General features: G+C 55.9%; 25 protein-coding genes. 4 read left to right on the plus strand and 21 right to left on the minus strand.

Annotated elements, in window-relative coordinates:
- Positions 1-15 precede the first annotated feature (15 nt).
- Positions 16-1,236, minus strand: coding sequence for an aspartate aminotransferase family protein (locus HB631_RS21655; RefSeq protein WP_213993249.1), 1,221 nt, complete (start codon positions 1,234-1,236; stop codon positions 16-18).
- Between the two features lie 161 nt (positions 1,237-1,397).
- Positions 1,398-1,973: an aminodeoxychorismate/anthranilate synthase component II gene (locus tag HB631_RS21660; protein WP_213993250.1), complete on the minus strand. Its 576-nt coding sequence runs from the start codon at positions 1,971-1,973 to the stop codon at positions 1,398-1,400.
- Between the two features lie 335 nt (positions 1,974-2,308).
- Between HB631_RS21660 and HB631_RS21665 the strand changes: the two genes are divergently transcribed.
- On the plus strand, positions 2,309-3,238 hold the full coding sequence (locus HB631_RS21665; RefSeq protein ID WP_213993251.1) for a LysR family transcriptional regulator: 930 nt from the start codon (positions 2,309-2,311) through the stop codon (positions 3,236-3,238).
- Here HB631_RS21665 and HB631_RS21670 read toward each other — a convergent pair.
- Both HB631_RS21670 and HB631_RS21675 read right to left on the minus strand, forming a co-directional pair.
- The gene (locus tag HB631_RS21670; protein ID WP_213993252.1) at positions 3,190-3,957 is read right to left on the minus strand and encodes an SDR family oxidoreductase; all 768 of its coding nucleotides are present in this window, start codon (positions 3,955-3,957) and stop codon (positions 3,190-3,192) included. The genes HB631_RS21665 and HB631_RS21670 overlap by 49 nt on opposite strands.
- Positions 3,958-4,128: 171 nt before the next feature.
- Positions 4,129-4,725 (minus strand): EF-hand domain-containing protein, encoded by a 597-nt coding sequence (locus HB631_RS21675; protein ID WP_213993253.1) that lies wholly within the window; start codon positions 4,723-4,725, stop codon positions 4,129-4,131.
- Positions 4,726-5,192: 467 nt separating this feature from the next.
- Here HB631_RS21675 and HB631_RS21680 point away from each other — a divergent pair, with 467 nt between their 5' ends.
- Positions 5,193-5,576, plus strand: a complete 384-nt coding sequence (locus HB631_RS21680; RefSeq protein ID WP_213993254.1) for a DUF427 domain-containing protein — start codon at positions 5,193-5,195, stop codon at positions 5,574-5,576.
- A gap of 30 nt (positions 5,577-5,606) precedes the next feature.
- On the opposite strand, the gene HB631_RS21685 is transcribed toward HB631_RS21680, so the two are convergent.
- From HB631_RS21685 to ppiA, 3 genes are all read right to left on the minus strand, one after another.
- Positions 5,607-6,209, minus strand: a complete 603-nt coding sequence (locus HB631_RS21685; protein ID WP_213993255.1) for a putative adenosine monophosphate-protein transferase Fic — start codon at positions 6,207-6,209, stop codon at positions 5,607-5,609.
- The gene (locus HB631_RS21690) at positions 6,199-6,366 is read right to left on the minus strand and encodes a YhfG family protein (RefSeq protein ID WP_213993256.1); all 168 of its coding nucleotides are present in this window, start codon (positions 6,364-6,366) and stop codon (positions 6,199-6,201) included. The genes HB631_RS21685 and HB631_RS21690 overlap by 11 nt, the downstream gene beginning before the upstream one ends.
- Positions 6,367-6,540: 174 nt before the next feature.
- Positions 6,541-7,113 carry a peptidylprolyl isomerase A gene (gene ppiA, locus HB631_RS21695; RefSeq protein ID WP_213993257.1) on the minus strand — a complete coding sequence of 191 codons (573 nt, stop codon included), beginning with the start codon at positions 7,111-7,113 and terminating at the stop codon, positions 6,541-6,543.
- A 315-nt stretch (positions 7,114-7,428) separates the two neighbouring features.
- Here ppiA and tsgA point away from each other — a divergent pair, with 315 nt between their 5' ends.
- Complete coding sequence (gene tsgA / locus HB631_RS21700; protein WP_213993258.1) at positions 7,429-8,613, plus strand: MFS transporter TsgA; 1,185 nt, start codon at positions 7,429-7,431, stop codon at positions 8,611-8,613.
- Positions 8,614-8,677: 64 nt separating this feature from the next.
- Here tsgA and HB631_RS21705 read toward each other — a convergent pair whose 3' ends face one another.
- Positions 8,678-8,911 (minus strand): DUF1127 domain-containing protein, encoded by a 234-nt coding sequence (locus HB631_RS21705; RefSeq protein WP_255557194.1) that lies wholly within the window; start codon positions 8,909-8,911, stop codon positions 8,678-8,680.
- A gap of 173 nt (positions 8,912-9,084) precedes the next feature.
- On the opposite strand from HB631_RS21705, the gene HB631_RS21710 reads away from it, so the two are divergent.
- Positions 9,085-10,509 (plus strand): PLP-dependent aminotransferase family protein, encoded by a 1,425-nt coding sequence (locus HB631_RS21710; RefSeq protein WP_213993259.1) that lies wholly within the window; start codon positions 9,085-9,087, stop codon positions 10,507-10,509.
- Here the strand turns inward: HB631_RS21710 and HB631_RS21715 are convergent.
- From HB631_RS21715 to HB631_RS21775, 13 genes are all read right to left on the minus strand, one after another.
- A complete protein-coding gene (locus tag HB631_RS21715; RefSeq protein WP_213993312.1) occupies positions 10,499-11,779 on the minus strand; it encodes a cytosine deaminase in 1,281 nt (426 codons plus the stop codon). The two genes, HB631_RS21710 and HB631_RS21715, sit on opposite strands and share 11 nt — an antisense overlap.
- A 206-nt stretch (positions 11,780-11,985) precedes the next feature.
- On the minus strand, positions 11,986-12,990 hold the full coding sequence (gene trpS, locus HB631_RS21720) for a tryptophan--tRNA ligase (RefSeq protein ID WP_213993260.1): 1,005 nt from the start codon (positions 12,988-12,990) through the stop codon (positions 11,986-11,988).
- Positions 12,983-13,690, minus strand: a complete 708-nt coding sequence (locus HB631_RS21725; RefSeq protein WP_213993261.1) for a phosphoglycolate phosphatase — start codon at positions 13,688-13,690, stop codon at positions 12,983-12,985. Before HB631_RS21725 ends, trpS begins: the two co-directional genes overlap by 8 nt.
- On the minus strand, positions 13,683-14,360 hold the full coding sequence (gene rpe, locus HB631_RS21730) for a ribulose-phosphate 3-epimerase (RefSeq protein ID WP_213993262.1): 678 nt from the start codon (positions 14,358-14,360) through the stop codon (positions 13,683-13,685). Before rpe ends, HB631_RS21725 begins: the two co-directional genes overlap by 8 nt.
- A gap of 12 nt (positions 14,361-14,372) precedes the next feature.
- Positions 14,373-15,224 carry an adenine-specific DNA-methyltransferase gene (gene dam, locus HB631_RS21735; RefSeq protein WP_213993263.1) on the minus strand — a complete coding sequence of 284 codons (852 nt, stop codon included), beginning with the start codon at positions 15,222-15,224 and terminating at the stop codon, positions 14,373-14,375.
- 82 nt (positions 15,225-15,306) lie between these two features.
- Positions 15,307-16,542: an SPOR domain-containing protein gene (locus HB631_RS21740; protein ID WP_213993264.1), complete on the minus strand. Its 1,236-nt coding sequence runs from the start codon at positions 16,540-16,542 to the stop codon at positions 15,307-15,309.
- 117 nt (positions 16,543-16,659) lie between these two features.
- Positions 16,660-17,745 (minus strand): 3-dehydroquinate synthase, encoded by a 1,086-nt coding sequence (gene aroB / locus HB631_RS21745; RefSeq protein ID WP_213993265.1) that lies wholly within the window; start codon positions 17,743-17,745, stop codon positions 16,660-16,662.
- Positions 17,746-17,911: 166 nt separating this feature from the next.
- Positions 17,912-18,433, minus strand: a complete 522-nt coding sequence (aroK, locus tag HB631_RS21750) for a shikimate kinase AroK (RefSeq protein WP_131866394.1) — start codon at positions 18,431-18,433, stop codon at positions 17,912-17,914.
- A 334-nt stretch (positions 18,434-18,767) separates the two neighbouring features.
- Positions 18,768-20,039, minus strand: a complete 1,272-nt coding sequence (gene hofQ / locus HB631_RS21755; RefSeq protein ID WP_345945730.1) for a DNA uptake porin HofQ — start codon at positions 20,037-20,039, stop codon at positions 18,768-18,770.
- Positions 20,036-20,341, minus strand: coding sequence for a hypothetical protein (locus HB631_RS21760; RefSeq protein WP_213993266.1), 306 nt, complete (start codon positions 20,339-20,341; stop codon positions 20,036-20,038). The genes hofQ and HB631_RS21760 overlap by 4 nt, the downstream gene beginning before the upstream one ends.
- On the minus strand, positions 20,331-20,900 hold the full coding sequence (locus HB631_RS21765; protein WP_213993267.1) for a hypothetical protein: 570 nt from the start codon (positions 20,898-20,900) through the stop codon (positions 20,331-20,333). Before HB631_RS21765 ends, HB631_RS21760 begins: the two co-directional genes overlap by 11 nt.
- A complete protein-coding gene (locus HB631_RS21770; RefSeq protein ID WP_213993268.1) occupies positions 20,887-21,441 on the minus strand; it encodes a PilN domain-containing protein in 555 nt (184 codons plus the stop codon). The genes HB631_RS21765 and HB631_RS21770 overlap by 14 nt, the downstream gene beginning before the upstream one ends.
- Positions 21,441-22,292, minus strand: a complete 852-nt coding sequence (locus HB631_RS21775; protein ID WP_213993269.1) for a pilus assembly protein HofM — start codon at positions 22,290-22,292, stop codon at positions 21,441-21,443. Before HB631_RS21775 ends, HB631_RS21770 begins: the two co-directional genes overlap by 1 nt.
- Positions 22,293-22,327: the final 35 nt, after the last annotated feature.

The following is a 22,327-nucleotide window of genomic DNA, read 5'->3' on the forward strand; positions in this document are numbered from 1 at the left end:
GCCGATAACGGCTTTTCAACCAGCGGTGACCTGGGCTACCGCCTGTTCAAATCTTGCCATGCCCTGTTCGATATCCTCAAATTCCACCACCAGCGAAGGGGCGAAACGCACCACGTCCGGGCCGGCGTTCAAGATCATCAGGCCGTTGGCGGCGGAGGCATGCAGGAATTCCCGCGCCCGGCCGTGATAACTGGGTTGCAGCGCGGCGCCGATCAACAAGCCCATGCCCCGAATTTCTTCAAACACGTGATAGCGGTCGTTGATCTTTTGCAGTGTGCTGAAAAACCTGTCATGCCGTTCATTGATCCCGGCCAATACCGCCGGCTGGTTAATGACGTCAAGCGCCGCCTCAGCCACCGCGCAGGCCAGGGGATTGCCGCCGTAGGTGGTGCCGTGGGTTCCCACCGCCATCACCGATGAGATCTCCTCGGTGGTGAGCATGGCGCTGATGGGGAATCCGCCCCCCAACGCTTTGGCGGTGGTGAGGATATCCGGCAAGACGCCGTAGTGCATATAGGTGAATAACTTACCGGTGCGGCCCATGCCGCACTGCACCTCGTCCATCACCAGCAGGGCCTGGTATTGATCGCACAGGTCCCGCAGACCTTGCAGGAATTCCGGCGTGGCCGGCGTAATACCGCCTTCCCCCTGTATCGGCTCAACCACCACCGCGCAGGTGTGATCATCCATCACCGCTTTTACCGCCGCCAAATCGTTAAACGGCACATGGACGATATCACCGGGTTTCGGTCCGAAACCATCGGAATACTTGGGCTGGCCCCCCACCGTAACGGTAAAGAGCGTGCGGCCGTGAAAGGCGTTATGAAACGCGATGATTTTGGTTTTGTACGGGCTGTGGCGGGTGATGGCATAATGACGAGCCAGTTTAAAGGCGGCTTCGTTGGCCTCACCACCCGAATTGGCAAAGAATACCCGGTCGGCAAAGGTGGCGTTGATAAGTTTGCGCGCCAACCGCAGCGCCGGTTCATTGGTAAAGACGTTACTGGTGTGCCATAAGGTTTCACCTTGATTTTTCAGCGCCGCCACCAGCGCCGGATGGCAATGGCCCAGGGCGGTCACGGCGATACCGCCGGAGAAATCAATGTACTCTTTGCCTTCCTGATCCCATACCCGGCTGCCTTTGCCTCTGACGGGAATAAATTGAGCAGGTGCATAAACCGGCAAAATGACCTGATCAAATGTTTCCCTGGTTACCGCGTCATCATGTGTTTTCATAAGCTTTTTACTCTATCCGCCGCAAATGATAAATGAAATAATAGTCATAAAATATGAATAAAAAATCATTTCAATGCAATCTTTAATCGTCGTATGACGGCAAAAAATTATTTTTTGTTCCGCCGTCGCGCCGAATCAGGCGCCGACTGCGGCCCGAGGGGTTACATTGCCAGGAAATTCGCCAGCAACCGGTGACCCTGCTCGCTGAGAATGCTCTCAGGATGAAACTGTACACCTTCAAGGGGCAAGGTACGATGACGGATGCCCATGATTTCATCTTCGGCGCCCTCCCCCAGACTCCAGGCGGAAACCTCCAGGCAGGGCGGCAAACCGGCGGACTCCACCACCAGCGAATGGTAACGGGTCATGGTCAACCCGGCGGGCAGACCGGCGAAAACCCCCCGTCCGTCATGAGCAATGGCGGACGTCTTACCGTGCATAACTCGCTTTGCCCGTATGATGCGACCACCGAAGACCTGCGCAATGGCCTGATGGCCAAGGCAAACCCCCAAAATCGGTATTTTGCCGGCAAAGTGCGTTATGGCCGCTAAAGAGATGCCCGCCTGATCAGGCGTGCCGGGACCGGGAGAAATCACCAGCCGGTCCGGCGACATCTCTTCAATAGCGGCCAGTTGCAGCTCATCGTGGCGTTTTACCTCAACCTGCTCCCCCAGTTCACAAAAATATTGGTACAGGTTATAGGTAAAGGAATCATAGTTATCGATGATCAGCAGCATGGTACGAATGACCTATTTTACAGGATGCCCAGCAGGGGATTGAGGCCGCACGGTCCCCTCGTACAGGGTAGGAATAAAATGGCCGACGGTGAGACTAAGCGGGTTGGCGTTCGATCACCGGGCACAGGGTATTTATCGAGTATAACCTGCCATGTATCGCGCTGTCGAACGTGGGGCAGAGGCAATACCCCCAGGATTTTCTGGCGGGGCCATGCCGGATTGAACTCTCACGTATGGCAAATCTCTGTGAATTCGGGTCGTTCGCGCGTTAGCATAGCGGAATGGAAGGCCGTATAGTGTTTCAAGTTAACTTTATTAGCGAGCAGAGTTCCCGAATGACCACCATCATGGAAAAGACCACCGGACTCGTTGCCTTCGTACGAACCGTGCAAAACGGCTCTTTTGCCAGCGCGAGCCGGATTATCGGGGCCAGTCCGTCGGCCGTCTCCAAGAGCGTTGCCCGCCTTGAACAGCGCCTGGGAGTGAGGCTATTACAACGTTCGACCCGAACCCTCAGGCTGACGGTGGAAGGCACAGATTATTTTGAACGGGTGGCGCCGCTGCTACAGGCGATAGAAGAAGCTGAAAACCGGGTACAGTCCACCGATATACCGCAGGGGCTAATCCGAGTCAGTGTGCCGGTTTTGGTCGGACGTGTCCTCATGGCGCAATGGGTGGCGAAATTCATTCTCCTTTATCCTCGCCTTAAATTCGATCTTGACGTTACCGACCGGAACGTCGATATCATTCGGGAAGGATTCGATCTGGCCCTTCGCATCGGTACTTTGCAGGATTCGGGGTTGAATGCCCGTTTTCTGGGACATACGGATCATATATTGGCCGCTTCGCCAAAATACCTGATGCGCCGAGGTACCCCCCTCACTGTGGACGATCTGCAACACCACGACTGCCTGCGATTTCTCATTGCGGGGCGTCCCTTCCCCTATGCATTTGCCGACGGCAGCTCGATTATTCCAGACGGACCTCTTGATACCAGCGACGGTGCAACCCTCCGCCAGGCCGCCATTGAGGGTGCGGGTATCATCCAGATCCCCCGGTTTGCCATAGCCGACGACATCGCGGCCGGAACGTTGATTCAAGTCCTGTCAGGGTTTCCCATGCTGATATCGCCTATCCACGCATTGCATCCATTCGGTCGTCAACTGCCCGTCCGCGCACGGCTGTTCGTGGATTTTCTCGCGGAGCAATTCCATTTTTATGCGTTCCAGCCGCCGTCGACGGTGAGATTTTCGCCGTTGGTATAAGACGCATCAGGATGAGCCAAATAGGCGACGGCGGCGGCAATTTCCTTCACTTTGCCGAAACGGCCGACGCTGGTGAGCTTGACCATAGCGTCATATTCCGGTGTACCGGGATTCGGGCTAAGCTCGGTGTCGATGGGACCGGGCTGGACGCCGTTAACCGTGATGCCCAGGGGACCTAGTTCGCGGGAAAGTCCTTTGGTGAAGCCGGACAAGGCGAATTTGGTGGCGATATACAGCGTTACGCCGGGTAACGGCGCGGCTTCGCCAAACGCCGAGCTGATATTAATGATACGGCCCCAGCCGGTTTTCGCCATGCGCTTGCCGGCATCCTTGGCCAGGGCGATCGGCGCACGGACATTGAGATTGAAATGATTTTCATAGCTTTGGTCGGATGATTCGAGAAACGGTCCGTATTCCACCGTGCCGGCGTTGTTTACCAGGATATCGAGGCGGCCATTGAATTTACCGCCAAAGGCCCGGTCGACGGCGGCAGTGAGGTTAACAATTCCTTCAGGATTGCCGAGATCGGCACCTACCGCTTCGGCTTCGCCGCCGGCGGCGCGAATTTCATTCACCACCGCCTCGGCGAGGGCGCGTCCGGAGGCATAGGTTACCATCACCGATGCGCCGTCGGCCGCCAGACGAGCCGCTACCGCGGCGCCGATGCCGCGGGAAGAGCCGGTTACCAGGGCAAGTTTGTTTTCCAGTGGTTTAGACATGTTTGAATCCTTGAGGTTAAGCGCCGTGAGAACAGCCCCCGGCGCTGCTGTATTGATGAAGGATTCAGTATTGGCTATTCCCAAATGTCCCGGTAGTGCCATTCGATTCGCTTCTTTCGCGAATGAAGTTCGTGAATAATAATGACCGACGCCGGAAGATATTCCGCCGGCTCAAGCCTTGCCTGACTCCTGCATCGCCAGATTGGCGAGAATCAGGCTGGAATCAAGGCTTGGGGTTGCGGCTGAATCACCGCCGCCCTGCATCTGCTGCGCGATAAATTCCTTACCGAAATCCGGCGTATTGAACGGGCTGGGTATACTGTCCTTGAACTCCTGGCCCGAGACTTTGCCGTCGCCGTCCTCGTCCATGGCCTTGTACAGCGTATCGGCCTCAGCTTTAGTGCCGCCGCCGGCCGTAACCTGCTGTTCGAGAGAACCTTCGGACACGGTGCCGCTGCCGTTGGGATCCACCGCCTGCAGCAATTGGTTCTGATACACATCGGCGAAAGACGTCGTCGACGCCGTTATCCCGTACCCGGCAATTTTAGCGAACGATGCCGCATTGGCGGCGCTTGCCTTGGCGGCCTCATCGGCGGCGAGGGCGTTTTGCCCCTGGGCGCTCAGCACCACATTGGTGGATGATTCATCCGCCTGCTGCGCCGTATTTGATGCTCCGGCGCCGTTGGACGACATGGCCTGCCGCTGGCTTGCCGCATCCGCATTGGCGATGTTGAACAGCGCGGCGGCCATGGAAGATGGAACTTGCATTGATACCCCCAAATATGACGTTGACATAAACCTGGCGGCAAAAAAAATTCCGCCCGTTGAAAAGTGCCTGTGATATCACTCCTCTTGTTCAGGTTTATCGGCACGGGTTTTCAATCCCTTAAGCGGCAAATATAAGTCAGCATCATCATGATGAGAGTCCGCCGGCTCAACGCCGGCGGTGTCTATAAGACAAAAGCGGGGAATATCACGCCGTCGGCACGGTGCCACCGTCGATAATATATTCGGTGCCGGTAATGTAATGGCCGAAGCGCGCCCGGCGCTGGATGCGCTGCTGACCTGGGCCGAGAGACGCGATGTCCTTAGCTAGCGTGAAGAGGCTCGAGGGGGAGTGGTTGATTTAAAATACGTACAGCCGTATTACCGAATTGACTTCCTGAAATAACGATTCCATACTCGTTTTCAGACCCATGGGGTCGATATAATGCACTTTTGCAGAGGAATGGCCCATGACTACCAAACCCGTTAAAATTCCCGGCCCCGACCATCCCATTACCGTTGAGGCCAACCCATCCCATATCGTGGTGGCGGTTGCCGGCAAAACCATTGCCGATACCCGGCAGGCGTTAACGCTGCGGGAGGCGGACTATCCGCCGGTACATTATATTCCCCGTAAAGATATCGATATGTCCTTATTGACCCGCACCGAACACCATACCTACTGTCCCTATAAAGGGGATTGCTCTTATTACAGCATCACCCCCGGCGGCCTGCGATCGGTCAATGCGGTCTGGTCTTATGAAGCCCCTTACGACTCGGTGGCCGAAATCAAAGACTATGTCGCGTTTTATCCGGACCGGGTCGACAGTATAAAAGTGTCGCCTGCCCCCTAAGGGCAGCGCCGAGCAACGGGCCGGGCGCGGTTAAACCGTCTCTCCCGGTTCGTTCACCACCCGCATAAACAGCGCGGTGAGCGGCTCCAGATCCCCAACCGCGCCGGCACGATTGGCCTCAAGCCACTCATCACGCTCAACGGGTTGCCAGCGGGGATCGTAACCGGCATGCACCATCAATTGCTCGAAAAAGATCCGCTGCGTCCGCCCATTGCCTTCGCGAAACGGGTGCAACATATTGATATCCGCATAATAATTCGCCAGACGAGGACATATTTCCTTTTTGGACATGCCCTGGAGGTAATTTTCATCCTCCAACTGCTGCATTACGGCGTTACCCTCCTTCTCAAGATAATCAAAGTGGCAATAGCGCGTATCGTCCTGATAAATATCCACCGTGCGCAGCTGGCCGGCCCACTCGTAAACGTCCTGGAATAAGACGTGATGAATGGCGCATAACCACGGCAACCCCATTTTGGCGGGGCCCAACTCAAGAGTGGCCGCTCTCAGGGACGTCAAGTTCAGCTCAGCTTCAAGCAACCCCGCTGCTTCATGGATATTCAGCTTATTGCGCAATACTTTGATGCCGGGATAAAAATAGGGATCGCGGCCATCACCGAATTTATCGTTCATAATGGCTCCTGAGTTCGTTTATGCGCCGTAATGCCTCTTCCGCGGTCAACGTGACCTCATCAGCGGGAAATCCTTGAATCCTTTGACTTTGCTGGTAATTTTCATTGCGACGCTGTTGATATAAGCGTGCTTTTTGCTTGTCGGTCATTTTTTTCATGGGGAAGCCCTGTAAACGATCGGCCCGGTTAATTACCCTAAAGTATAACCGGCAATGGCGGATTCGCCGCGAAGGGGGTCCGGAGACAAGGCGGGAGAAAGGCCGTGGCGGCCTTTCCCCTGGGCGGGACTGTCGTTGTGGTAATGGTTGTACTAGCCGCCGTGCTGGCAGCTGTTAAGGCAGAATCTTGGCGGACAGAATCACGATGGGTTTAGTCGGGACGTTCTGATAAGGCCCGATATTTTTAGTGGGTACCTGGGCGATTTTGTCGGCGACATCCATGCCTTTAATCACTTTGCCAAACACCGCGTAACCAAAATCACGTTGCCCGTGATCGAGAAAAGCATTATCGGCTATATTGATAAAGAATTGGCTGGTGGCGCTGTCTTTATCGGAGGTCCGGGCCATGGCGACGGTGCCGCGTAAATTACGCAGACCGTTGTCGGCTTCGTTTTTGATTGGCGCCTGGGTTGGCTTTTGCGTCATATCTTTATTAAAGCCGCCGCCTTGTAACATAAAGCCGGGAATGACCCTATGGAAAATAGTATTGTCATAAAACCCGCTGTTCACATATTCGATGAAATTCTTAACCGAGACCGGCGCTTTTTGGCTATCGAGAGCCAGTTCGATCTTCCCGGCGGAAGTGGTAAGCAGAACATGAGTCTCTTTCTGCGCAGCCTGGGCGGAGGAGGATAAGGCGGCGAGAGAGATAAATAATGCGGCGGTCGCCAGTTTTTGTTTCAGCATGAAAGGTTCCTTTGTAAAGACATGGGCAACTGGAAGCGCTTAGATTCTAAAGAGGGTGCCAGCCTAACGCTACCCATTTACCTATTTTTACGTAACAGGCTATAAAATAATGCCGGGCAAAGAGCCTCTTGACTCGCCCCGGCGTCAACCCGGCCATAACGGTCTTGTAAAAAACGCTGATATTCCCCGATGACATAACTTTTAGCACCAAGAATAAACTCTTAAATGGTATGATATGCTGCCTTATCGGTTGAAACTGATACCTTTAGCGCCACCGGCATCAGCCGACGATCATTTTTAATTGACGAGTCAATAATGAATAATAGCAATCGCTTGCGGCTAACGTGGATTAGTTTTCTGTCTTATGGATTAACCGGCGCCCTCGTGATTGTTACCGGTGTGGTATTAGGCAACATTGCCGAATATTTTAACCTGCCGATATCCGGCATGGGTTCCACTTTCACCTTTTTGAATTCCGGCATTCTATTATCCATTTTTTTAAATGCCTGGCTGATATCCATCATACCCATGAAACGACAGTTGATCGGCGGTTTTGTGCTGATGGCGGTGGCGGTGCTGGGGTTGATGGGCGGCCGGAGTATTGCTTTGTTCTCATTTTCCATATTTATACTGGGCGTGGTGAGCGGCATTACCATGTCCATAGGCACCTACCTGGTAACCCGCCTTTATGAAGGCCGTCAACGGGGAGCGCGTCTGCTGTTCTCAGATTCCTTTTTCAGCCTGGCCGGGACATTGTTCCCTATGCTGGCCGGCCTGCTGCTGGCGCGGCATATTACCTGGTATTGGGTATATGCCTGCATCGGCCTGATCTACGTGGCGATATTTATTCTGACCCTGCTGTCCGAGTTCCCGGCGGCGGCGCAAACCGCCCCTCAAGGGGGTCAAGGACAGTCAAAGGAGAAGTGGGGCCTGGGCGTGCTGTTACTTTCCGCCGCCGCATTGTGCTATATCCTCGGCCAACTGGGATTTATCGCCTGGGTACCCGAATACGCCGCCTTGAATTTTGGTATGGATCAACAGCAAACGGGCAGTTTGGTGAGCCAGTTCTGGATTACGTATATGCTGGGAATGTGGGTATTCAGCGCGGTACTGCGTTTCACGGATTTGCAGCGGATGGTCACCTTGCTTGCCGCGCTGTCCGCCGCCATTATGTATTTGTTTATCGCCACCGATCAGCCGGCACATCTGCATTTTTACCTGTGGGGACTGGGGTTCATTTCCAGCGCCATCTATACCACCCTCATTACGCTGGGTTCGCAACAGACCCGGGTGACATCCCCCAAACTGGTGAATTTTATCCTTACCTGCGGCACCGTCGGCACCATGTTGACGTTTGTGGTCACCGGCCCCATCGTGGCTTCCTATGGCGCCAAAGCCGCCTTGACGACGTCGAATTCACTGTATCTGGCGGTGTTCATCCTCTGTCTGTTATTGGGATTCGTCACCAAACACCGCCTGTACGGGCATGGGGCCAAGTAGCGGCCAACATCCGGGGCCGACTCCGGCCCGCCCCGCCGCACGTTCTTTTTATCATAGCAAGGCGTTATTTATCATTATAATGCGGGTTTTCACCGTAATGCAGAACATCGTCGCGGGACAGCCCGATATCCTTCAACTGATCGTCGTTCAGCTGCATTAGGATGGCGCGATTGCGCCGACGATGGTTCCAAGCCACGCCGCGGCGGAAAACCGTATTGAGCTGTGCGATAACATTAACGGCGCGATGCGGGAATGAGAAAGGAACGGCCGGGAAGGTTTTTATCAAGGTTTTCATCATGGTTGCTCCTCGTTGGATGACGCAACCATCATGACGGGATCGCCGATGACCGTACAGATTCAGAAAGCTACTATTTTTACCATACAACAGAGGTTTTTTAATTCTGTCATGGTATAATTTTGCTCAATCTGTATTGTTTTGCAGAATTATAATCACGTCTGTATGGGGCCAGCATGACACGCTACGATCAATTGGCCGGCATTATCGGCGAACGAATTGAACAAGGCTTATACACCTGCGGCGAGCGGCTGCCTTCAGTGCGTACCTTAAGCCAGGAACATGAAGTGAGCATCAGCACCGTTCAGCAGGCGTACCGGGTGCTGGAAGAGCGGCAATTGATCGAGGCGCGGCCGAAATCGGGCTATTTTGTCAGCCAGCAGCCTGATTTGGCGGCGCTGCCGGCCATGAGCAGACCGGCGCAGCGGCCGGTGGAGATCTCCCAGTGGGATTTGGTGCTTAAATTGCTGCGGGCGGATCCGGCGGACGGCATGGTGCATCTGGGGATCGGCATGCCGGATATCAGCGCTCCAACCTTAAAGCCGCTGATGAAAGCCCTGAGCCGCATTGCGCTGCAGCCGGATTTGCGCGGCATGACCTATGGCGATATCTGCGGCGCCCCCACCCTGCGCGAACAAATCGCCCGCCTGTTGGTGGACAGCGGCAACCTGTTGTCGTGGGAAGATATCATGATCACCTCCGGCTGCCACGAAGCGCTGTCCATCGCCATTCATGCCCTTTGTCAGCCCGGCGATATCGTGGCGGTTGATTCGCCGAGTTTTCATGGCGTGACCCAAACCTTAAAAGCTTTCGGCATCAAGGCCCTGGAGATCCCCACCGATCCGGTGACCGGCATCAGCCTGGAGGCATTGGAGCTGGCCCTCGAACAGTGGCCGATCAAAGCCATCCAGGTGACGCCCAATTGCAATAATCCCCTGGGTTATATCATGCCTGACAGCCATAAACAGGCGCTGCTGACGCTGGCGCAGCGCTACGACACGCCGATTATCGAAGACGATGTCTACGGCGATCTGGCCTACCGCTATCCCCGCCCGGTGACCATTAAATCCCTGGACGAAGATGGCCGGGTACTGTTATGCAGCTCGTTTTCCAAAACCCTGGCGCCCGGCCTGCGCATCGGCTGGATTGCCCCGGGCCGGTATATGGAACAAGCGACGCATATGAAATATATCAGCACCGGCGCCACCGCGCTGCAACCGCAGCTGGCGGTGGCCGAGTTTGTGCGTCAGGGGGGATATCAAAAACACCTGCGCCGGATGCGCGTCCACTATCAGCATAACTGCGACATCATGACCGGCTGGGTCAAGACCCATTTTCCCCCCGGCACCCGGGTGAGCCGGCCCCAGGGGAGCTTCCTGCTGTGGATTGAAATGCCTGAGCGCTTTGATTCCCTGCGTCTGAACCGCCAGTTGGATCAGTTGGGGGTGCAGATTGCGGTAGGGCCGATTTTTTCCGCCTCCGGCAAGTACCGTCACTGCATGCGTCTTAGCTATGCGCTTGCGCTGACCCCCGTCATCGAGCAAGCGGTTAAAATCATCGGCGACGCCGTGAAACGTCAGTTGGATGAGGTTAACGCGTAAAATCCACGTTTTCCGGTTCATCCTCGAGAAAAAGTGTGGCTTGTGCCGGCTGGGTCTGGGCAATCACCCGCCCGCGGCGGATGACGTAACGCGGCGCAACCTGGCGTCTCACGGCGTCAAAACCATTTTCAGCCGGCAGTATCACCAGGTTGGCGCTGTGCCCGGAGGCGATGCCGTAATCACTCAGGTTCATGGTGCGGGCGCTATTTACCGTGATCAGTTCCAACCCCTGGTTGATTTGTTCATATCCCATAAGCTGACAAATGTGCAGACCCATATGCAGGACTTGCAGCATATTGCCGGTTCCCAGGGGATACCAGGGATCAAACACATCGTCGTGGCCGAAGCATACATTGATGCCCGCCGCCATCAGCTCTTTCACCCGCGTGACCCCGCGTCGTTTGGGATAATCGTCGAAACGACCTTGTAAATGGATATTTACCAGCGGATTGGCCACGAAATGTATACCGGAGAGCTTGAGCAGCCGAAACAGCCGCGCGGTATAGGCGCCGTTATAGGAGTGCATGGCGGTGGTATGACTGGCGGTCACTCTGGCGCCCATATGATGCCGAAGGGCCAGCGCCGCCACGGTTTCCACAAAACGCGACTGTTCATCGTCGATTTCATCGCAATGGACATCCACCAGCCGGTCGTATCGCAGCGCCAGGCCAAAGGCTTTATGCAGAGATTCCACGCCGTACTCACGTGTGAATTCGAAATGGGGGATGGCGCCTACCGCATCGGCGCCCAAACGCAGCGCCTCTTCCAGCAATTCCTCACCCCGTGGATAAGAGAGAATGCCCTCCTGCGGGAAAGCCACCAGTTGCAGCTCCAGCCAGGGGGCGACTTCCCGTTTCACTTCCAGCATGGCTTTCAGCGCGGTCAAATGGGGATCGGATACATCCACATGGCTGCGGACATATTGAATGCCGTTGGCAATTTGCCATTTCAGGGTTTGCCAGGCGCGCTTTTTGACATCGTCATGGGTGAGCAGCGCCTTGCGCTCGGCCCAGCGTTCAATGCCTTCAAACAGCGTGCCGGACTGATTCCAGTGGGGGGAACCCGCGGTCTGGGTGGTATCCAGATGAATATGGGGTTCGACAAAGGGCGGCACCGCCAGCCCGCCCATGGCATCCAACGTGCCGGCGGGGACCTGTCCGGTGGTTTCGCCGGCGCTTATCTGGCGAAACCGGTCTTGTTCGATATCAATCTGCCACAGGCCTTCGCGCTGCGGCAGACGAACATTGATGATTTTTTGCAAGGGGAGCATTTGCACGGAGCGCCTCGAGTGGAATGGATCATATATTTCCAATCTTAGCGCACTCATCAAATCAATGCTTCATTACGATTAAAGAGTGGAAGACGGGGCTGACCGCAAGGTAATGCGGCGATGGCTGCGGGAAAACTTTCCGGACAAAAGTGGATAACCAGCGGGATTAGGGGCCGGTGATAACCGGCCCGATGTTCAGGACCGGATTATGGGCGAGCCACAAAACCCACGGCGTCGTAGACTTTATCCAGCGTAGCGCGGGCGCGGGCGCGGGCCTTGTCAGCGCCGTCGCGCATTATCCGGTTGAGCAGCGCATCGTCGGCGCGGAACGCGTGATATCGTTCCTGCAGCTCAATCAGCATACCTGAAACGGCGTCCGCCACGCTGCCCTTCAAATGGCCGTACATTTTCCCGTCGAATTCCTGTTCCAGCTCGGCGATGGATTTACCCGTCACGCCGGACAAAATATCCAGTAAATTGGACACGCCGGGCTTATTGGTTATGTCGTAACGCACCACCGGCGGTTCGTCGGAGTCGGTCATGGCGCGTTTGAGCTTTTTCACCACCGATTTGGGATCTTCCAACAGAGTAATCACGTTGTTGCGGTTCTCGTCGGATTTGGACATCTTTTTCGTCGGTTCCAGCAGCGACATGACGCGGGCGCCGGACTTGGGAATAAAAGGTTCCGGAACGGTGAAAATATCTCCGTAAATCGTATTGAACCGCTGGGCGATATCCCGGCTTAATTCAAGGTGCTGTTTCTGATCTTCCCCTACCGGCACCTGATTGGTCTGGTAGAGCAAAATATCCGCCGCCATCAGCACCGGATAAGCAAACAGGCCGGCATTGATATTTTCCGCGTAACGGGCCGACTTGTCCTTGAACTGGGTCATGCGGCTCAGCTCGCCAAAGTAGGTATAGCAGTTCAGCAGCCAGCCCAGCTGGGTATGTTCCGGCACATGGGACTGCACGAAGATGGTGCTTTTTTCCGGATCGATGCCGCAAGCCAGATACAGGGCCAGCACGTCCAGCGTGGCCTTTTTCAGTTTTTGCGGATCCTGCCGTACGGTGATGGCATGAAGGTCAACAATACAATATATGCAATCGTAATCGTCTTGCAGGTTAACCCACTGACGCAGCGCACCCATATAGTTGCCGATGGTCAATTCACCCGACGGCTGCGCGCCGCTGAATACTATGGGCTTACTCATTATTCGTTTCCTGATTATTTAAAGTTGGCAACCCGAGGATGGGCAAAAGATCGGCGAAATGATCCAACAGATAGTCCGGGTGACTGTCAGCGATGGATTCGCCGTAGTTGTAACCGTAGGTCATGCCGGCACACGGACAGCCCGCCGCTTTGGCCGCCATGATGTCGTTACGTGAATCCCCCACGAACAGCAGTTCGTGCACGTATAATCCCAGCTTGCCCAGCACCAGATAGAGCGGCGCGGGATGCGGCTTTTTCGCCGCCACGTCATCAGCGCCGATGAGCAGGGAGAAATAACGGTCTATATCCAGCGAGGCCAGCAGGGGGGCGACAAACGGCGTGGGTTTATTGGTCACCACCGCCATGGGGAATCCCCGTTCCGCCAGACGCGCCAGGGTGGCTTTTACCTGTGGGAACAACCGGCTGCCCTGCTCCACCGTCTCGGCGTAAAACTGGTCGAACAGCAGGCGTGTTTTACGGCACAAGGCGATTTCCGGTTCTGCCCCAGCCCAGCTTAGCGCCCGCTCCACCAGGATATCGGCGCCGTTGCCAATCCAGGTGGAGACGCGCGCTTGCCCCGCCATGGGCAGCCCCTGGGACTGCAACGCCAGATCGAGAGCGCTGCTCAATCCCGGCGCGGTATCCGTCAGCGTACCGTCCAGATCGAACGCCAGGGCGCGTATGCGTGTCAAATCAACCATGTTTTATCCCGCTTAATTCACGACGCATGGCCTCAATGATTTCCTGATAATTCGGATGGCCGAAAATCGCCGAGCCGGCGACAAACATGTCCGCCCCGGCCGCGGCGATGGCGCCGATATTATCCACTTTGACGCCGCCGTCCACCTCGAGGCGTATATCCCGTCCGCTGTCATCAATCAGCCGGCGGACCTGGCGCAGCTTATACAGCGTGCCGGGAATAAAAGACTGGCCGCCGAAACCGGGATTTACCGACATCAGCAAGATGACATCAAGCTGGTCCATAACATAGTCGAGATAACTCAAAGATGTCGCCGGGTTGAATACCAGGCCGGCTTTGCAGCCGTGGGATTTGATTAATTGCAGTGAGCGGTGAACGTGCTCCGATGCTTCGGGATGGAAAGTAATGTAACTGGCGCCCGCGGCGGCAAAATCCGGAATGATCCTGTCCACCGGCTTAACCATCAGATGCACATCAATGGGGGCGGTAATGCCGAAATCCCTCAGAGCTTTTAATACCATCGGGCCCATGGTGAGATTGGGAACATAATGATTGTCCATCACATCAAAATGCACCACGTCGGCTCCTGCCGCCAATACCCGGGCGGTATCCTCGCCCAGGCGGGCAAAATCCGCCGACAGGATGGATGGGGCGATTAAAAAGTTTTTCATCCGCTTCTCCAATCAGTTAGGGTCGGACGCAGGTGTCCCTTGCTTGCCCGTGTAGTGATACAGCGCCAGCAGTTCGTTCACTTTAGTGCGACCCAGGATATTCCGGCTGATGGTACGACGCCCTTTCACCACGTGAAGTACCGCGTCGCAGTACCACTCACGGGTCAACAACGTATCGTGGTTGGAAATCAGCACCGGCACCCGGACTTCGCTGGCGAGTTGGTAAGCCATCCGCGCCAGGTTTTGCTGCTCGATATTATTAAAACTGTTGGTATGGTAAGCCGTAAAGTTGGCCGTCGTCGACAGCGGCACGTACGGCGGATCGCAATACACCACAGCGCCGCACTCGGCTTTCATTAGCGTTTTCTGATAATGCTCGCAGACAAATATTGCATTTTGAGCCTTTTCGGCAAACCAGTTTAATTCAATTTCCGGGAAATAAGGCTTCTTGTAGCGACCGAACGGAACGTTGAACTCACCGCTCAGATTATAACGGCACAGGCCGTTGTAACAATGACGATTAAGGTAAAGAAATAGCACAGCTCGCCGATAAGCATCAGTACAAAGGTTAAACTCGCGGCGCATCGAATAGTAAAATTGCGGGGTATTGGCCTCTGCATCGAATAATCTGCGAGCATCACCGATAAATTCATCGGTGCGCCCTTTCACAATATTGTACAGGTTGATGAGATCGCTATTGATATCAGCAAGAATATATTTCTCATAATCGGTGTTCAGAAACACCGAACCTGCGCCGACAAAAGGCTCGATAAGACAATCGCCCGCCGGTAAATGGCGGCGGATATCTTCTATTAGCGGATATTTACCGCCAGCCCATTTCAAAAACGCGCGGTTCTTCTTCATGCCGTCGATTGATACTCATACACTCTTCAGAGCCGCGGATTGTACTCTGTTTATGACAGCACATCAGTGCTAAATTCAAGAACTATTTGTTCTGATCCTGTTTGACCTGGCCTATCTGCCTGGCCCAGGGTTTATTAGCCTGTATACCAGCCGGCAATTGCGCTACCGCGCTCTTGGCCTGCGACGAGGACGAATAAACGCCGCTCACCAATACATACCAGGGTTTGCCCTCGCGACGGGTCTCATATACCCAATATTGGCTCAACTGCTGCTTGTGGGCATAGGCGTTCAGGGTTGCCGCTTGCGAAGCGCTGCTGAGCTGCAAGGTATAAAAACCGGCGGGAGCGGTTTGGATGGCGCCGGTTGACGCGTGGGCGGGCGTAGCCGGGGCCAGGGCACTTGCGGAAACCGGCGCGGCGGCAGGCGTATTCCTGCCGGCGACCACGGCGGGCGTATTCCTGTGGGCGGCGGGAGCATGCTGACCGGCTTCGGTCATGGCGGCCGGGGCAACGGCATGTCCATTGGCGGCAACCATGGGACGGGGCGCAACGGCGGTCTGCCTGGCCGCCTTATGGGCCGGTACGGATGTCTTGACCGCGCCGGTTTTATGCGTCGGATGCGCCGGTTCCTTACCCGCCGGCGCGACCGTGGCCGGCGCGGTGGGCAGGGTCGAGGCGGAGCCCTCGTTATTCATCTGTTCGGTCATGCCGTTAACCTGGTTCCCTTGCTGCGACAGCGCATCCGCCATATTGCCGGGTAAATCAATGCGATGCTGCGGCACGGCGCCAGCGATGGGAGGTGCCTCGGTGGGTGTCGAGGCGACCGGAGGCGCGCTCAGGGTTTGCGGCTGCGACAGGGCGCTGTTAACGCCGTTGGCCAGGGGTTGTGAAGCGGTACCGTTGACGCCGTTGGCCTGAGATTGTGAAGCGGTACCGTTCATGCCGTTGGCCTGGGATTGCGCGGACAGTCCATTAGCGGGGCCGGTGGCGCTGCCGGGACTATTGGCATCCGGATTGGCCGCCGGAACGGTTCCGTTAACCGGAGCAGCGGCGGAACCCGAGGTGGCGGGGGAACCGGACAAATCGATATTCTTTTCACCGGTCGTCGGGTTTTGCTGGCCGGCATTCGGCTGAGTAGGCGATTTCAACGCCGAACCGACGCCAATCACCACCAGCAGTAATACCAGGATACCGATGCCAATCATCATATGCTGTCTGGACATCGCGACTTTAGGAACCGAGGGGCCTTTCCGTTGACGTGGGGGACGGCGATCACTGCTATCGGGTCTCAGTTCGTCTTCCGACTTGAACTCATCCATTTACAACTCTCCAACTGAGAGATTATTCCACCGGGCACAAGGCCCCGCGGAGGGTTAAAGCGATAAAACCAGCGGAATCTTCCCGCCCCGATCAGGGGCCGGAACGAAGGCGCTGATTCAGGTGCGGCAATCGGCGATTGACGCCAATACGATATCGTCGGGCACGCCGGCACGCACTTCAGCTTTGCCAAGGCCCTGGGGCAATATCAACCGCAGTTTGCCGGAAACAACTTTTTTGTCGCGCATCATATGCGGCAGATAATCTGCCGGCGCCATGTCCTCAGGCCCGGACACCGGCAAACCGGCACGCACCAGCAAGTCGGTAACGCGCTTCAGGTCGTCGGCGGAGAACTGACCCAGCCGCCGGGCGGTATGCGCAGCCATCACCATGCCCGCCGCCACCGCTTCGCCATGCAGCCAATTGCCGTAGCCCATGTGGGTTTCAATGGCATGACCATAAGTATGGCCCAGATTCAGCAAAGCCCGTTGACCGGTTTCACGTTCGTCGGCGGCAACCACCTCCGCTTTCAATTCGCAACAGCGGCGGATGCAATAAGACAGCGCATCGACCTCGAGGGCCAGCAAATCGTTCATGTGGGCTTCAAGCCAGACAAAAAAAGCATAATCCAGGATGATGCCGTATTTGATCACTTCCGCCAGGCCGGAGGATAATTCGCGCGCCGGCAAGGTCTTCAGGCAATCCAAATCGATGACCACCGAGGCCGGCTGATAAAAAGCGCCGATCATGTTCTTGCCGAGGGGATGATTAACCGCGGTCTTTCCCCCCACCGACGAATCGACCTGCGCAAGCAGCGTGGTGGGCACCTGGATAAACCGGACGCCGCGCTGATAGCTGGCGGCGGCAAAGCCGGCCATATCGCCAATGACGCCGCCGCCCAAAGCAATGAGCGTGGTATCGCGGCCATGGGGTTTTTCCAGCAATGCGGTAAATATCCGTTCCAGGACGGCTAACGTTTTGAACTGTTCGCCATCGGGCAAGATCGTCTCATCGACGACGATGCCTGCGTGTTCGAGAACCGCCCGAACAGGATGCAGATAAAGCGGCGCCAACGTTTCGTTGGTCACCACCATGACGTGGGCGCCGCTTTTCAACGGTAGGAAAGAAGCCGGGTCGTTAAATAACCCGGCTGCTATCGTAATCGGGTAGCTACGCTCCCCTAATGTTACAGTGATCCTCTCCATGGGGTGCTTAAGACCTTTTCGGCATCTCGATACACACTATACTCGTCATACTTCAAGTTGCAGGTGCGTTGGCTTTCCTCGCTCAACCCAGTCACTTACTCATGTAAGCTCCTGGCGATTCGCTGCGTTGCCGCCTTCCTGCAACTCGAATTATTAAGATTATAGATTAGTTGCTTTCCAACATATTGATGATTTGGTTGGCAACAACCTTAGCACTTTGCTCGTCGGTACGAATGGTGACATCCGCAATTTCTTCATACAAAGGATTGCGTTCCCTGGCCAGCGCTTCCAGTACTTCACGCGGCGGGGCTTCAACCTGTAGCAAGGGTCGTTTTTTATCGCGCTGGGTTCTGGCCAGCTGTTTTTCAATAGTGGTTTCAAGATAAACGACAACACCACGGGCAGAAAGGCGGTTACGTGTCTCACGTGATTTTACTGATCCACCACCTGTAGCCAATACGATCCCTTGTTTTTCAGTAAGTTCGTTAATGACTTTTTCTTCACGATCGCGAAAGCCATCTTCGCCTTCCACGTCGAATACCCAGCCTACATCAGCCCCGGTGCGTCGCTCAATCTCCTGATCAGAATCGAAAAACTCCATATTAAGTTGTTGGGCCAACTGACGCCCAATAGTGCTTTTGCCGGCACCCATAGGCCCAACCAGAAAGATATTGCGTTTCTCTGCCATGTTTTTCGGTATTACTAGATTATTCGTTAATGACAACCCGCCCCGCCAATCAAATTAGCGGCGGGACCTAAACTGAAACCTCATGAGCGATAGTGCGAGAATCAGACGAAAAATTATCTCAACACTCGGGGTAGTTTGGCAACCGATTAAATCGATGCTCACACCGCAAGGAAGAATTCCGATATCGCTATCGAAACTACAGGTGACGCAAAAACAGCGATGCTCAATGGGTTACCCTTGTAAGCGAAATCTGTCACAGCGTCAAATTGATCGCGAAAAAAACGCATAATTTGTTGCTAAGGCCCCGATTTTGCCCCAATTGAGATAAACAAGTTTACCCTGATATTCGAGTGGGCGTTATAAAAATAACCAACTCCCGCTGTTTATAGCGCTCATGTTGGCGTTTAAACAGATGTCCCACCCAGGGAATGTCCGCCAACAGCGGGGTTTTATCCTTCCTTTCGTGTTTTTGTCGCTGGAAAATGCCACCTAAAACAATGGTTTCCCCATCGGCAATGGTCACTTGGGTTTTAATTTCCTCCATGTCGATGGAAACGCTCTCATTTCCACCCTGCTTAATCACCTGACCGGGTACGTTCTGACTAAGGCGCAAATCGAGGGTAACCTTGCCGTTACGCAGTATTTTCGGCGTCACTTCCATTTTTAAAACCGCTTCCTTGAACTGAATGGATGAGCCTTTGCTCTTGCTTTTTTCCACCTGATAGGGCAATTCGGTGCCTTGCTTGATACTGGCGGTACGTTGATGGGCGGTATAAAGACGCGGGCTGGCCAGGATATCCACCTTGTTCTCCTGCTCCAGGGCGGTCAGTTCCAGCTCGAGTAAACGGCCGCTCAGGCGCGCCAGGCGAAAACCCATGCTGGCGTAGTGGTCCCCCAAGGGAAGATTCACCGCCATCTTCGAGGAACGCAGCCCGGTGTCGGCGGAATGCTGCCAGTCAACGCCGATATCCCGCAAATTATCACGGCTGATAGTCACGATGTGAGCGGTGATCATGACCTGCTCAAGAGGCAAATCCCAGACGTTTATCCATTCGGTCAAGTTGGCCAGCGCCGCTTCGGTATCCCGCAATACCAATGAATTAGTGCGTTTATCCAGCACCAGGGTGCCGCGGGGGGACATCAGTTCTTTACGCAACGCACCGATATTTTTCGCCACCTCGGCGGCATCGGCATGTTGCAGCGTCACCAGGCGGTTTGTTAACGGCTGTTCGCTCTCCCGCTGGCGCAGCGCCTCGGCCTGTTGCTCCTTTCGGTCAGCGAACTGGTCCCGGGGATAAACCAGCATGACATTACCCTGACGCTCCAGGTGAAGGCGACCCGTGCCGACGATCAGGTCCACCGCCTGTTGCCAGGGTACCCCGTGCAGATTAAGGCTGATATTGCCGGATATGCCGGGCGCTATCACCAGATTCAAACGCTGGTGCTCGGCCAGGGCGCGCAACACCTGCTGGATGGGAGCGTCGTCGAACACCAGCGTCACCGGCTTGCTTTTTTCGGCGGAGGGCTCGGCGAACGATTCCTTTGCCCCTGGACCGAGGGGCAACAGTAACATCAGCAATCCTACTATCAATCCGCGTCCTTTCACGGTGTTTCATCCTTGTTAACATCATCCTTGTTGGAAATAGCGCCGAAAAAGCGAGCGTCGGGGGCCGACGCAACGCGCTTATGCCAGCGGCCTTTTTTATCGGCAGTCCAGAGATGCCAGCGCTCGCCATCCCCCACCACCCCTTTGACCGGCGCGCTGTCGGTCCGGCTTTCCCGGCTGGCGCGCTCCGGCTCAAAGGGATTGCGTTCGGCGCTTTTTTGCTCCGCCGATAGCGGTGCGGCGCTTAGCAACAGAACGCTTAACGAAAGGAATAATGCCCCCGACCGGCGGTTATTTGACATGGCTCGCCTCCTTATCACGGACCGGCGCCGGGTCCGCCAGTTCAAACTCGATGTCCAGTCTGCCGCCGCGGACCCCTACCGCAAAAGAATCCAGCGACAAGCCGCCCGATAAGCCGGCCAAACGGCCTAACATGCGGTGAAGCCCCGGATAATCAGTGTTCGCCGCCACGGTCCAGCGGCGGGGAGCCGCGCGACGATCGGTGCCCGAAGGCGCGGCCCGCCAAGTTAATTTCCCACCAAGGCCGGGATCGATGGATTTGATAAATACCGCCGGTTCCCGGCGCGCTGTTTCGCAGGCGGCCAACTCGCGATGGATTGATGAAATTTGCGTCTCCAACTGAGCCTTGGTCGGCCATTCGGCCATGTTGTGCCCATGCTGCCGTAACGCATTTTCGATGTGCCGGATATCCCGGCGCACGTCATCCAGGGCTTTTTGCCCTGGACGAAGAAGCAGTGACGCGCCGAGAGCGATAACCGCCGCGACGGCAATCAGCGCCGACGTCAATACCCACCACGGCCGGTCAATCCCGCGCCATAACAATCGCTTAACGGGATGCATTGTTTATCGCCCTCCCGGGCCAGGGGGTTTGCAGTTGGAATCGCAGCAAACCATTCTCCAGGCGGGTAATTTCATGCCAATGAGCCGGTTTGAGCAAGGGATGACGGCCAAGCCGGCTGTTAGTCTCGACGATGGCCGCATAGCTCCGGCTACAGCCGCCCGCCAGCAACCGGCCCTCCCGCAGGCGCAGCGAAGTTAACCACAATCCCGGCGGCAACAGCGCCGGCAGCTGTTGAAAAAATCGATAATATTGCTGGTTGGCCTGTCTGATCCGGCGGTAGTGTTTCAAGGTGTCTTGCAGCCGTGCGCACTGCGCCACCCGCTGTTGATGTTCACTCCGCTGCTGAAGGGCATGCCGTTGCTGCTGCTGTAACAGCGCCAAACGCGCCGCCAGCGAAGACTGCTCCTCCCGCCAGCGCAGCCACGACCCGCCGGTAGAACAAAAGGCCAACAGCAGTTCGGCCGCCAGCACAATAATTACCGCCCTTGCCCGGCGACGGCGACGGCGCTGCCGCCAGGGCAGCAGATTAACCTGACACATCAGATATCCTCCTGGCGCAGCGCCAGGCCGCCCGCGATGAGAAAAGCCTGCGGACAGGGCGGAGCGGGGGGATATATCTGCCAGAAGGTGTCAAAGGGCGGCCAGGGAAGCGCGCCCTCCGGCACGGCCGAGCCGGTGTTGCTGCTGTAATACGCCTCAGGGCAAACCGCACCCCTTTCGCCCGGATACTGCCGGCATATCATTCGTCGCAGGGTGACAAAATCAACGGTGTCCTCCCGGCGGACAAAACCGAACTCAAGGGGACAGGACAAGGGCGAAACCCAGCACCAGTCCCTGCCGAGCCCATGAATCAGCGTGAACTCCCGCTCCAGTCCGGCATGCCGGGCCATGCAACGCAGGGCGCACGGCATGAAATCCATGATTTGCGGGTCAAGCCCGGCGGCGGACAGGCAAGATTGCCATTGCGTTATGGCGGTTTGCCGGGCAGCGGTCACCAGCAGGGTGTGCGGTACCAAGGGATCGTCCCGGTAATCCAACAGCAGCGGGCCGCTGTCCTCGGGGAAATGGCGTCTCGAATGGGAAGCGATATACAGGCCCCGCTCCGGTTCACGCAGCCGCCGGTCCGGTGCTTTTATCCGCCGTTGCGAAAACAGGTGAGCCGGCAAACAAACTCGTAACGAAATGCTACCGGGCAAATGTTTTCGCCACCCGGCCAGAAGCCTGCCGACACCGGGACAAGGCAACCCCTCCACGTCATTTAACGATGCCGCCGGCAAGGTGTGTTGCCACCAATGTCTAAGCAGCCAACCCCGCCGCCGACGTTGTACCGCCAGGGCCCGTACCGTGCTGTTTCCAATCTCCAATCCGACCTGCCAGTGGCGGAATGCCATGTTTTACCGCTCCCTATCATCCGTAATGAAAAGTA

Source organism: Sodalis sp. dw_96, from assembly GCF_018449575.1.
Classification (GTDB): domain Bacteria; phylum Pseudomonadota; class Gammaproteobacteria; order Enterobacterales; family Enterobacteriaceae; genus Acerihabitans.

What these genes read in the sequence shown, in the direction of transcription:
- HB631_RS21760 (WP_213993266.1), bottom strand. Translation starts at nt 20,341, where the DNA reads ATGTCAAATAACCGCCGGTCGGGGGCATTATTCCTTTCGTTAAGCGTT.
- aroK (WP_131866394.1), bottom strand. Translation starts at nt 18,433, where the DNA reads ATGGCAGAGAAACGCAATATCTTTCTGGTTGGGCCTATGGGTGCCGGC.
- HB631_RS21710 (WP_213993259.1), top strand. Translation starts at nt 9,085, where the DNA reads ATGACACGCTACGATCAATTGGCCGGCATTATCGGCGAACGAATTGAA.
- HB631_RS21675 (WP_213993253.1), bottom strand. Translation starts at nt 4,725, where the DNA reads ATGCAAGTTCCATCTTCCATGGCCGCCGCGCTGTTCAACATCGCCAAT.
- HB631_RS21770 (WP_213993268.1), bottom strand. Translation starts at nt 21,441, where the DNA reads ATGTGTCAGGTTAATCTGCTGCCCTGGCGGCAGCGCCGTCGCCGTCGC.
- HB631_RS21685 (WP_213993255.1), bottom strand. Translation starts at nt 6,209, where the DNA reads ATGAACGATAAATTCGGTGATGGCCGCGATCCCTATTTTTATCCCGGC.
- trpS (WP_213993260.1), bottom strand. Translation starts at nt 12,990, where the DNA reads ATGAGTAAGCCCATAGTATTCAGCGGCGCGCAGCCGTCGGGTGAATTG.
- HB631_RS21705 (WP_255557194.1), bottom strand. Translation starts at nt 8,911, where the DNA reads ATGATGAAAACCTTGATAAAAACCTTCCCGGCCGTTCCTTTCTCATTC.
- dam (WP_213993263.1), bottom strand. Translation starts at nt 15,224, where the DNA reads ATGAAGAAGAACCGCGCGTTTTTGAAATGGGCTGGCGGTAAATATCCG.
- aroB (WP_213993265.1), bottom strand. Translation starts at nt 17,745, where the DNA reads ATGGAGAGGATCACTGTAACATTAGGGGAGCGTAGCTACCCGATTACG.
- HB631_RS21670 (WP_213993252.1), bottom strand. Translation starts at nt 3,957, where the DNA reads ATGTCTAAACCACTGGAAAACAAACTTGCCCTGGTAACCGGCTCTTCC.
- HB631_RS21660 (WP_213993250.1), bottom strand. Translation starts at nt 1,973, where the DNA reads ATGCTGCTGATCATCGATAACTATGATTCCTTTACCTATAACCTGTAC.
- rpe (WP_213993262.1), bottom strand. Translation starts at nt 14,360, where the DNA reads ATGAAAAACTTTTTAATCGCCCCATCCATCCTGTCGGCGGATTTTGCC.
- HB631_RS21740 (WP_213993264.1), bottom strand. Translation starts at nt 16,542, where the DNA reads ATGGATGAGTTCAAGTCGGAAGACGAACTGAGACCCGATAGCAGTGAT.
- ppiA (WP_213993257.1), bottom strand. Translation starts at nt 7,113, where the DNA reads ATGCTGAAACAAAAACTGGCGACCGCCGCATTATTTATCTCTCTCGCC.
- HB631_RS21665 (WP_213993251.1), top strand. Translation starts at nt 2,309, where the DNA reads ATGACCACCATCATGGAAAAGACCACCGGACTCGTTGCCTTCGTACGA.
- HB631_RS21690 (WP_213993256.1), bottom strand. Translation starts at nt 6,366, where the DNA reads ATGAAAAAAATGACCGACAAGCAAAAAGCACGCTTATATCAACAGCGT.
- tsgA (WP_213993258.1), top strand. Translation starts at nt 7,429, where the DNA reads ATGAATAATAGCAATCGCTTGCGGCTAACGTGGATTAGTTTTCTGTCT.
- HB631_RS21655 (WP_213993249.1), bottom strand. Translation starts at nt 1,236, where the DNA reads ATGAAAACACATGATGACGCGGTAACCAGGGAAACATTTGATCAGGTC.
- HB631_RS21680 (WP_213993254.1), top strand. Translation starts at nt 5,193, where the DNA reads ATGACTACCAAACCCGTTAAAATTCCCGGCCCCGACCATCCCATTACC.
- HB631_RS21765 (WP_213993267.1), bottom strand. Translation starts at nt 20,900, where the DNA reads ATGCATCCCGTTAAGCGATTGTTATGGCGCGGGATTGACCGGCCGTGG.
- HB631_RS21715 (WP_213993312.1), bottom strand. Translation starts at nt 11,779, where the DNA reads ATGCTCCCCTTGCAAAAAATCATCAATGTTCGTCTGCCGCAGCGCGAA.
- HB631_RS21725 (WP_213993261.1), bottom strand. Translation starts at nt 13,690, where the DNA reads ATGGTTGATTTGACACGCATACGCGCCCTGGCGTTCGATCTGGACGGT.
- HB631_RS21775 (WP_213993269.1), bottom strand. Translation starts at nt 22,292, where the DNA reads ATGGCATTCCGCCACTGGCAGGTCGGATTGGAGATTGGAAACAGCACG.